Genomic DNA, 10794 nt, shown 5'->3' with positions numbered 1-10794 from the left:
GCTTACACCACCCCGCGCGCTACACCCCCCCCCTCGTGCTTGCTCCCCCCCGCAGCCGTGGTGGGGGGGGGGGGGGGGGGGGCCCCCCCCAGTTCCACCGACCATAAGCCCCTCACCCGGCCCTTCGAGCCACCCTCTCCCCGCAAGCAAGGAGAGGGGAAGGTGGCCGGAATTTGTTTAAAGATGTTCACAACGCAATCCTTTCGTTCGGCCTGATCGTCAATTTGCGTGTGGTCCGACCCGACAGTCTCAGGGTAATTTTCTCCGGTTTTTCGGAAATACCCAGCAGACTTTGCGGCGTCCCAGACTTGCCGGTGACGAGCCGTGCCACCCCATCGATGTGTCCCAGCGGCTTGCCGGCCAGAGACAGATCAGCCCCCTTACCGTCATAGGTCATGATCGCCGCCGCACCGCCATCGGTCGGCAGACTGAACCGCGCGCTTTGCGCCGCCGCATGGCCGGGCCGGACATTCCAGTGCAGGGCCTCGGCCTCTTCCACCACGCCCGCCAGCCGCCAGGTGTAGTCCATCATCACCAGCGCCGCCGGCGAATAGTTCGGCAAATCTTCCTGCGTGAATTTACCGGTTTCCGGGTCCATCTGCTGGCGGAAGGTCATGTCGGCCATCAGCCCTTCGCACCATCGCGTCATCATGAAGCTGAACTCAGCAGCGCGACCATAGTGTTCCATCCAGCGCGGCGCGCGCAGGGCAGTCAGGGCCTGTGACGGCCCGCCCCAGCTATTCTTCGGCAACGGCCTGACGAACTGCGGATCATCCAGCGCTACGGATGGCATGGGGTGGTTGGTCCAGAAGGCTTTCGGATTATGAATCTGCCGCGTCCACAGTTCATCGAACAGCGCCTGATCGACGACATGCTCACCGCAAACCCGGCTGAGGATATCCGAACGCACGCGCACAAACGCATTATTGGCGTCCAGATCATAGAAAGCGGCATCCTCAGCCACATAGAGCTTTTCCAGAATCAGCCGGCGCATCTGATCGGCGCTTTCCGACCAACGATCGGCCTCGGTAGTCTTGCCAAGCGCTTTCGCCATCTCGCTCAAGGCGAGGCGCGCGCCGTAGGTGGTGGCCGAAAGATCGGGACACAGGCGCGGCAAGGCAAATCCGGCCGGAAAATACTTGGCGTCCTTGTTCGGACACTGCGGCGGAATCCCTGCCCAGCGCGGCGAATTGTCGTGGCCGGTATCGTAGGTGCAGAAGCCTTCGGTCAGGCCGGTGCCACGGGTATTGCGATATTTCAACAGCCACGCATCCCAGGCCGAACAGGCGGTATAGGCCGAGGCGAGCAGGCTTTCATCGCCGGTCGCCCGCGCCACTTCCCAGGCCGTGGCGGCGATCGGCACCACCATCTGGATCTGGCCGAAGCCGGTCTCGGTCACCTTGTTATTGCATGGCAATTGCCCGTCCATGCGTTGCAGGTCAAAGAAGGTCATATGGGCATTGCGGGCCACGTCCGGCCGGAATTTGCGATAGATCAGCGCCTCGTGCGGCCCGCATTCCATCCAGATGCCGGCATAATCGGCGCCCTCGATCAGCACCGGCCCGGCATAGCGCGGCACCACCTGCACATTGGCCGCCAGCACCGCCAGGGCCTTGTCATAGGCGGCCTGCCACCTGGCATTGGCGGTCGTGAACTGCGGCTGACTTGTCGTTTCCGCGAAAGCCGGCACGGCCATCGCCGCGGCCGTGCCCGCCATGAACATGCGCCGGTCGATCATGCTTCACATGCCTCCGTATCGGTCTTCATCAGGAACTCCGGCCGCGGATCGGGCGCCGCCGGCAGGAATTGCACCTTGACGACGGTCAGGCGCGTGACATGCCGCGCCCACAGGCCATAGGCCGGGCCATTGTGCGGTTTGCCCGGCGCCACTTCATCCAGCATATGCGCATCGGGATAGACGCCACGCATCTCCGGAATCTGGTCTTCTTTCAGCCAGTGGTTCGCGGCGGCCACGCCGATTTTGATATCGTGCAGCACCACGTCCTCGATATGCTTTTCCGGAATACCGATGAAGTAAGAGCCGCGCGACCCGTTATCCGTGCCGGTAATGCGCTCGAAAACCACCCGCCGCAAGCTGCCCACCGGTGGCTTGGGCTGATCCGGCTGCACGCGGCCGCGATCCTCCAGCCTCATGAAAAACGGACTGCGCGCCCGCACGATATGGATATCGGTGGCGAGGATATTCTCCGCCGTGCCGCCATCGACCACTTCCCACGAAATGCCAGAATCGGAGCCCACCGGCTTGACGTGCTGCATGGTTTCGGACACCCCGCCGATCTCGCAGCGCCGCACCAGCACATTGCGGAAAACGCTCTGGCTGTCGGTGCCCAGCTTCACCGCATTGCACGAACTGAAAAAGGTGCAGTCCTCGACCAGCACGTTTTCAGTCGGGGCCTGGGCCGCACCCTTGAAACACAGGGAATCGTCGCCAGAGCTGATGTAAGATTTGCGCACAATGACATTGCGGCAGCCGTCGATATCGATGCCATCGTTGTTGAAATTGGCCTGATTCTCGACCGTCATGTGCTCGACCAGCAGGTCGTCGCAATTGAGGTAGTTCTGCATCCAGCACGGCGAATCCTTCAGCGTGATGCCGTGGATATGGATGCGCCGGCAGTCGATCACCCGGATGACAAACGGCCGCCCCGGCGTGCCGTGGATACCTTCCTCGCCGTGGAAATTCGCCCCGCGCCCATCGATGATGCCCTCGCCGCAGATCGAAATATCCTCAAGTCCTTCGGCGAAGATCAGCGACTGATTCATGCCCATATTGGTGTCCTGAACCGTGCGGCGCTTCGCCACGCGTTCCGGAAAATCTTTCAGGTCGAGCGAGGCCAGCAGCCGCGCGCCCTTGGCCACCTCCAGCCGGACGTGACTGCGCAGATCAAGCGTGCCGCTGACATAATCGCCCCTGGAAAGCCGTACTGTGCCGCCGCCCTTGGCCGCTGCATCTATGGCCTGCTGGATAAAGCCGGTCGCAAGTCCCCCGCCTGCATAGCCGAATTGCTCCGGCGTAAGGATGCGCTTAGGGCCGTTCCACGGCTTCAGGGTGGCGGTCAGTTTTTTCGCCATGGCCTCCAGGTCGGTGCGCAGCGGCGCGACCCAGTCGGGCAAGGCGCAGGTTTCGGCCTTCGCATTACCGAAAGTGGCAGCGAAGCCCAATGTGGCGAGGCCCGCGCCAAGCTGGCGGCGTGACAGTGAATAGGGCATCGGTTTCCTTTCCATGGAGCGCATCCCAAAAAGTGTAACGCCCTTTTTGGGTTAAGATACGCGTCAAACAAGTCTCCGCTTCTTCCGGCGGTTTTGCATCAAAGCACTGTATCAGAAGAAAAAGAAGCCCGGCAGGGAGACCGGCCGGGCTTGAGTGGCAGAACCGGGGAATAAAGCAGGTTCTGGTGGTTATGGCGGGCGCAGGCCTGGGGAGGAAACGCCGCGCCCGCCAATCGGAGAAGCCTAGAACTTCGCGTCGACGCTGACGAAGAAGACGCGGCCCTGGACATCGTAGGTCGCCGGGATGGTGTTATCCGAAGGCAACTGCGAGGAGCCGAGGATCGGCGGGTTCTTGTCGAAAAGGTTACGGGCGCCGACCGACACCTGGATCTTTGACGTCAGGTCATAGGCCGCCGTCAGGTCGATATAGGTCTGGGCGTCGATGACCGGATTGGTCAGGGTGTTGAGCGCCGGCGGCGTCAGCCCCTTGGAAAGCGGCAGCATGTAGGTGTCAACCGTCACCTTGCCGATATAGCGGGCGCGGGCCGAAAGGGTCAGCGGGCCGGTCTTCCAGGTCACGCGGCCGGAACCCTTCCATTTCGGAATCGGCTGGCCGCAGGTGCCGCCGAAGGCGCCCAGGCAGTCGTTCTTGACGTTCGGCTGGTCCTGGATCGGCGTACCGACAAACTCGCTGACATAGTTGATATTGGCCGAGACATCCCAGCGGCTGCCCCCCATCAGGCCCCAGTCGGTGCCGAAGCCGTAATGGCCTTCGACATCGACGCCGGCGGTCGCCAGGCGACCGACATTGGCGTTGGTGGTCGAGACGTAATCCGGCGCGGTGACCTGACCGGAGGACGGATCGCGGTGGATGGCCTGACAGAAGACGCTGCTGGCGTCCATGATCGTCTTGTAGCACAGGTCAAGCACCGACTGCACGCCGCCGCCGCCAAGGGTGGAGATAGCGTCATCCAGCGTGATCTTGTAGTAATCGACGCTGACCTGCAAACCGCGCACATAGCTGGGCGTCCACACCAGGCCAACCGTGGTGGTGTTGGAGGTTTCCGGGCTCAGGTTCGGATTGCCGCCGGTCGTCTGATAGACGAAGGCCGTCGGCTGAACCGCCGAGGTGAAGACCGTCGCAGTGGGCACGCCGGTGGCCAGGCAGAGGGCCTTGAGCTCGGCCGTCTGGTTGGCGACAGGCGTCCGGTCGGAACACGGATCGTTCGCCATCGGCCCATTGGTGCCGGCGCCGCCGAACAGTTCGCCGACGTTCGGCGCGCGGATGGCGTGCTGGTACTGGGCGCGGAAGGCAATGTCGCTGTTGAGCGCCCATTCCGAACCGATCGAATAGGTCCAGACACCGCCGACGCCCTTCAGGTCATAGTCGGAATAGCGGAAGGCGCTGTTCAGGCTGAGACGTTTGGCCAGCGGCAGGTCAGCCAGGATCGGGGCGCGGAATTCGCCGTAGATTTCCTTGACCGTGGTCGAGCCCTTGGTGGCCTTGGCGGCGTTCCAGCCGGAGACATCACCCGAGGCCAGGTAGGTATCGGGAATATATTCCGCCTTGCTGTAGCGCCATTCGAAACCGGTCGAGAAATCGACCGGACCGGCCGGCAGGTCGAAGGCTTCACCGGTCAGGTTGCCGGCGAAGACCTGCTGCTCGGCGCGCAGGCCGGCATTGGCGTTGATGATGATGGCCGCCTTGCCGGCATCGGTCATGTTCTGACCGAAGGGATTGAGCACCGGTGCCGCTCCGCCCTGCGACAGCACGGCCTGCTGGAAGTGGCTGAGCGAGATCGAACCCGTCTGGGTGTCGGATTCGGTCGTGCGGGCATAGGTGTAGTAGACATCGTATTTCAGATCGCGCAGGGCCTTCGACGACACATCGCCGAGATTGCCGCGCACGCCCAGCGCCGTGCGGAAGACCGCGTGGTCCGAGGTGGTGTAGCGCGGTCCGATATCCGACAGGCGGCGGTTGAAGTTGATCACCGCGCGGCCGTCGCCCGGCGCATTGCTCAGGCTCAGTGTACCGTTGGTAACCGTGGTCGTGCCGGTTTCCTTCAGGTCGAGCTGGCGCAGGACGTCCTGCATCGGCGCGCCGAGATAGGGGTTATTGACATCGAGCAGCAGGTTGCCGCCGTAATTGGTCGGGGCGATCTGCACATCGGCGACATTGTCGCTGTAGTGCATTTCCATGTAGCCCGTCGCCTTGTCGTTGAAATCATAGTGGGCGAAAATATTGCCCATCCAGCGCGTCTGCGGGGTGATGATGTTCGACATGCCGCCCAGGTCGTAGCTGTCCGCCGCCCCGGCATAGGGACGCACCGTCTTGCCATCGTCGCTGAGGATGGCGCCGCCGGAGTCCATGTTCTGGAGGCCGGCCGCCGCCAGGGCCGCATCCAGACCGGCATTGGAACTGGACGACCCGTAAACCGGCAGGTTGCCTATGCCGAAACGGCCATTGGGGACGTTCGAGGAACCGCTGTAAACCAGGCCCATGCGGCCGCCGGAATCCAGACAGGCCTGGCCGTTGCCTGCGCCATTGGGCGTGCCCGCACTATCCTTGCTCCAGGAATCAGCGGTGACGCAGCCATCCGAAAGTGATGGCATGGCCCAGCCGCCACGATCGCCGCGCGTATAACCGCCACGGTTCATATAGTTGACCGAAGCGACGATATTGCCGCGGCCATCGGCGAAATTACCGCCAGCGGTGATATCAACGCTGTAGGTCGGCGTACCGGTATGCTCGTCCCACGTTCTCTGCACGCTCGTTTCCACACCCTGGAAATCATCGCGCATGACGAAGTTGACCACGCCGGTGATGGCGTCCGAGCCGTAGACCGCCGAGGAGCCGCCGGTGACGACTTCGACGCGTTTGATCAGGGCCGCGGGAATGGTGTTGATGTCGGTGGTGAAATCCGGACCGGTGATGGCAAAGCGGCGGCCATTGACCAGCACCAGGTTGCGCGTCGGGCCGAAATTGCGCAGGTTCAGCGTGGCGGTGCCGACCGGCTGGCCGGCCTGGACCGTATTGGCCGTGGGGCTGTTGAGCTGCGAGCCGGTAAATTGCGGCGTGTCGGACAGCATGACATCGACGTTCTGCGTGCCAGAGAGCTTCAGTTCCTGCTGGTCGAGCACGGTGACCGGCGTCGGCGCCTTGAAACCGCGGTTGGACAGGCGCGAACCGGTGACGACCACCACGGTTTCATCCGGCGCGGGCGCCGCAGCATCCGTGGCGGCGGCGGCATCCTGGGCCATGGCCGGCAGGGCATTCAGCCCCGCGCCCAGAGCCAGCATCGATATGGATGCCGCCAGCACCGGCCGTAACTTCCCTGATCTGTTGCACTTTTTCATAATCTCTAACTTCCTTCCAGTTGTCTTTTTTACCGCCCGCGCCGGTCGCTCCGGACACAGACCATCCCTCTTCGGATGGCACAGGCCACCCGGCTCGGCACGGACCATGGCTCCGGCACGACACGTTGATTCAAGGGTTTGAGGCAGGGCGGTTTGCGCCCATATCCTGAGTGTGACCCTGTTTTATCGGGCTGCGATCACCGGCATGAACCGGCGCAGCTCTTTCGTTTTGATAAACCCGCTTTTGCCCGGCGTCCTCATTGTGACACCGGTGTCAATTTATTTGATAACGCTAACATCTCGCAACACACGTCGAAGCGCCTGTTGCCATCACAAGGTACGCGCCTGTTTTCGGCAAATCAACTGCCCGACCTGGACGCGCCATCACACGCAACGCTTTGCCTGGCAAAGCTTCCCAGATAATGAGATTTCGTCGTTCCTCACTCCCGAATAGTGGGATCAAAAAGGCCGTGATCGCTGTAAAGCGGCCCTTTCATTTCAATATCCGGGATTGAAGCGCGAAATGTGACTTTTCAATCACATCGCCGAAATATTGCCGCACCCGCCGAAATAAGTACTATTTTACCGGCGAAAGTCACCGCTTCACCCGCGCATTGGCCTCATTGACCAGTTCGATATAGGCGGCGCCGACATTGATGACATATTCGTTTTCGCCCCAGAAGAACGGCCAGTCCTCCTTGTTTTCGGGGAAGTCTGGCTTGAGCACCAGCACACCCGGCACCACCCCGCCGGCGATGAAGCTGAAATCGGCGCGGTTATTGCCATAGGCCACTTCCTTGGAAACCGTGCCGACACCCGACACGAACGACACATTCGAACCCGGATGCGTGCCGTAGATATAGTCCAGCGCCTGATAAACGGCGTCCGTGCCGACGATATCCGGAAATTCCTGGTTCAGCGCTGCTGCGGTCAGGCCGTATTCGACCACCGTGCCATCGCCGGCCCAGCCGCCTTCGGTGATCGGCACACCGAACGGATTGGCCGTGGCCAGCTTATTCGCCCCGGCCTGCCAGGCCACCACGGCCGGGCGAACCCTGGCCTTGAAGTCTTTCGGCATCAGGGGCAGCGCCTGGGCCAGCGTGGCGGCATTGGCGGCGAAGGTCTTGCTGACTTCCGGCCACAGGGCGTCTATCCGTTTGGCATATTGCGGATCCTTGGTGGTGATCAGCAGTTCGACGGCGGCGGAAAGCTCTTCCTCCACCAGGTCGCCGCCAGTGGTATTACCGTGGTGATAAAGATTGGGCGCGTGACTGTGTTCCTCGGCCCAGGTCTTTTTTGCGATGTCCAGTGACTTGTCAGCCAGTGGATCATCAAAGCCTTTCAGCGCGCGGCTGGCGGCGGCAAGCGCCGCGATCGAGCCATAGTTCAGCGCCGAGGTGGTATTGGTGAATGCCCAGCGATCATCGGGCATCCCGCTCTTGCCATCCTTCACCTCATCGCGCCCCAGTGACGGATCATAGATCAGGCCGTCGGTCTTGGTCACGGCATCGCCGAGGTGCGGATATTCCGCCACGTCCGGCTCGACAATGCCATTGATGGCGTGGCCCACGGCATCGAACTGCGCCACAAGCTGAAGCGTACCGTGCTGGATCTGCTGCAACAGGTCGGGCTTGCCATCCGGCACATGGATATCGACATAGCGGCGCTGCTGATCGATCAAGGTGTCGTCGCGCGTCAGGCCAAATTTTTCCCAGCTCTGCACTAGCGAGCGCACCACGGCATAGTGCGTCTGGGTGCGGATATCGAAATCGCCGGCATCGAACCAGCCGCCGACATTCAGCCCCGGAATATGCTCATAGGGCTTGTATTTTGTGTCCGTGCTTCCCGGCTTGGAGGCATAGAGATCGATATGGTCATCGCCCGGCGGCGCCTGCATGGCGTCGTCACGGTGGCTGTCACCGTGCCAGACCCGATAGGCTTCATTGACCTTCATATGGTCCATCGCCACCGGCAGATAGACATCAAGCGTCGGCTCCCAGGCCGTGGCATAGATATCCGGCGCGATACGGAACGGACTCGTCCGCTGGCCTTCATATTCAATGACATAGAGGCCCGGTTTGGTGACGCCTGAGAAATCAAAAGTCCGATAATCGTAGCGCAGATAGTGGCCCCACGGCTTGGCTTCACCAGTCAGCACCGGGGTGAAGCTGCCATCGGCGCCCACCTCCAGCAGACGCGCCTCGGCGGCAGGCTTATCGTTCGGATCGAGCTCGATCACCGCCTTCTTGACCTGCTGCGGCGCATAGCCAAGCTGCGAATGGGCGATCATCGGCGGCCGCACCCAGTCGGCCACCGAATTGGCTGTCAGGGTCCAGGAAACGACCTCGCCGGTCTTAGCCGCGGGCAGCAGCGAGCGCACCACATACCAGCCGTTCTGCGCCTGGTTGCGGCCGTCATAGAGGGCAATATCGCTTTCAGACGCTAGCGTCACCCGGCGCGCCGGATCTTCCGGCGCCAGCACGAAGGTCTTGCCGTGCGCCAACGGCAGCGGCTCGGTCTGCGGCAACACGCGCGACATCGGCACGCCTTCGCCGAGGCTTTTCATTGGCCCCGATGGATAGAGCGGGAATGTCCCCGCCACGCCATCGGCGAGATAGCTCTTGTGGAAATAGGCCGCCGGCAGGAATTCCATATTCAGACCGGCCTTGCCCGCCAGTGCTTCCGGCAGCGGCTTGTCGAGGATCACGCTTAAGGCCACCCCCTCGCCTTTCGGCGCCACGCGTACCTGATAGGTGAAATCATATTTCGGATAGCTGATCGTTGTGGTGACGACTCCAGACGCCTGATCCACCTGGCGATCCTTCACCAGCCCCATCTCGTCCCACTGGCCCGGCGTCGGCATAAGGCGGACATCGCCATTGGTAGCCGTGCGCACCCCCTGCTGGATCAGTTCGACACCGGCGATCTTGGCGTCATTAAACAGGCTGTTGGCGCCATTGGCGAAGACCAGCACATTGACGCCGCGCGTCTCGAAATAGCCTTTGTTGTTCAGATGCAAGGGTTCGGCCTGTGCGGCCACCGATAACATGACACCGGTGGCGACCGTCAGCATAAGCCTGTTCAGATAACGCATGATATTTCCCTGTCTGTTTTTATGATAGCGGTAACATATCCCTTCAGGCGAGACTGTCAACCAGCTAGCCCAGCCCTTTACCGGTTCAGTTTGTTAAGCAGCAGGGCCCTCAGACGGCGGGCCTTCATCTCGTCCATCGGCCCCAGATTGCCGCGGGCCTGTTCAGGCAGATGCGCGCCGGCGCGCTCGGCCGGGCCGAACACATAGTAGTCGAACAGGTCGCGCCAGGCGTCCTTCTCCGCCTGCGGCCGGTCGCGCAGAGAGAGCAGCGCGTGCAGCAGTGTATTTTGCGGCGTATCCATGAAAGCCGGCGAGGTGTTCCACCAGTAATTGATCAGGATATTGAATGGTTCCAGCGCCTCGACATGATGCCACCACAGGGCCGGATAGAACAGCACATCGCCGGGTTCCAGTTCCGCCACCTGCCCGGCCGCGACCGCCTCCCGAAAGCGTGGATAGCGCTCGAAATCCGGATTATTGAAATCGACCATGCTGATCACCTGCCCGCCGGGCGTCGGCTCCAGCGGACCGGGATAGAGATTGGCCACCTGGTCCGGCGGAAACAACGTGAAACGCCGCTTACCCGCAACGCAGACCGCCAGATTGTGCGACATGTCGTAATGCGCCGTGGCTGTGGTGCGGTTGCCGATCCAGATACTGGCCAACAGCGGATTGGCGGCGAACATAGGGTGGTTGAGCACCAGTTCGTCATGCGCCCGCAGACCCGGCAGGAACAGATCGAGATCAGTCGAGCCGATATAAAAGGACGGCGGGTTCGGATCGTTGATATTTTCGGCGATCCGATCAAGCGCCTCATTGAGATCCGTTCGCCCGCCCTGGAAATTAAAGCCGGTGACATCCTCATTGTAGGCAAAGCGCCCCGCCTGTTCCGGTTCGGCGACAAACAACGTCACCGGCCGCCCCTGGTAGAAACCCTTGAGGTAGTCCATGGCGGCCTGTGGAGACGTGAGTCCGGCCTGCACCAGCGGCCAGTCCCGCGCCACGCCCTTCATGATGACCGGCGCCTGGACCGCCATCAGGTCATCATAAGGAATTCGGTCCGGCGAGATGCCGGTGAGTACACGGGTTGTGGCCGTAACGCCCGACATATC

The 10794-nt window shown here is 61.8% G+C and carries 5 protein-coding genes; all 5 read right to left on the bottom strand.

The window, feature by feature from the left end; all coding sequences use genetic code 11:
* Nucleotides 1-187 precede the first annotated feature (187 nt).
* The 5 genes from ACTHND_RS06725 to ACTHND_RS06705 all read right to left on the bottom strand — a co-directional run bounded on the left by ACTHND_RS06725 (nt 188) and on the right by ACTHND_RS06705 (nt 10791).
* Entirely contained in the window at nt 188-1738 is a 1551-nt protein-coding gene (locus ACTHND_RS06725) for an MGH1-like glycoside hydrolase domain-containing protein (RefSeq protein ID WP_440177023.1), read from the bottom strand.
* Nucleotides 1735-3246 (bottom strand): glycoside hydrolase family 28 protein, encoded by a 1512-nt coding sequence (locus ACTHND_RS06720; protein ID WP_440177021.1) that lies wholly within the window; start codon nt 3244-3246, stop codon nt 1735-1737. Before ACTHND_RS06720 ends, ACTHND_RS06725 begins: the two co-directional genes overlap by 4 nt.
* Before the next feature lie 228 nt (nt 3247-3474).
* Nucleotides 3475-6588, bottom strand: a complete 3114-nt coding sequence (locus tag ACTHND_RS06715; protein WP_440177019.1) for a TonB-dependent receptor domain-containing protein — start codon at nt 6586-6588, stop codon at nt 3475-3477.
* A 595-nt stretch (nt 6589-7183) separates the two neighbouring features.
* Nucleotides 7184-9682, bottom strand: coding sequence for a glycoside hydrolase family 9 protein (locus ACTHND_RS06710; RefSeq protein ID WP_440177017.1), 2499 nt, complete (start codon nt 9680-9682; stop codon nt 7184-7186).
* Nucleotides 9683-9759: 77 nt separating this feature from the next.
* Entirely contained in the window at nt 9760-10791 is a 1032-nt protein-coding gene (locus ACTHND_RS06705; RefSeq protein WP_440177015.1) for a cupin-like domain-containing protein, read from the bottom strand.
* Between the last annotated feature and the right edge of the window lie 3 nt (nt 10792-10794).

It is taken from the genome of Asticcacaulis sp., from assembly GCF_051954415.1.
GTDB lineage: Bacteria > Pseudomonadota > Alphaproteobacteria > Caulobacterales > Caulobacteraceae > Asticcacaulis.
The sequence above is the reverse complement of the archived record's forward strand: the minus strand, read 5'-3'. Positions and strand labels throughout refer to the sequence as shown.

Bases quoted from the DNA above. Each gene is read 5' to 3' on its own strand.
- ACTHND_RS06705 (WP_440177015.1), bottom strand. From the start codon at position 10,791: ATGTCGGGCGTTACGGCCACAACCCGTGTACTCACCGGCATCTCGCCG.
- ACTHND_RS06720 (WP_440177021.1), bottom strand. From the start codon at position 3,246: ATGGAAAGGAAACCGATGCCCTATTCACTGTCACGCCGCCAGCTTGGC.
- ACTHND_RS06715 (WP_440177019.1), bottom strand. From the start codon at position 6,588: ATGAAAAAGTGCAACAGATCAGGGAAGTTACGGCCGGTGCTGGCGGCA.
- ACTHND_RS06725 (WP_440177023.1), bottom strand. From the start codon at position 1,738: ATGATCGACCGGCGCATGTTCATGGCGGGCACGGCCGCGGCGATGGCC.
- ACTHND_RS06710 (WP_440177017.1), bottom strand. From the start codon at position 9,682: ATGCGTTATCTGAACAGGCTTATGCTGACGGTCGCCACCGGTGTCATG.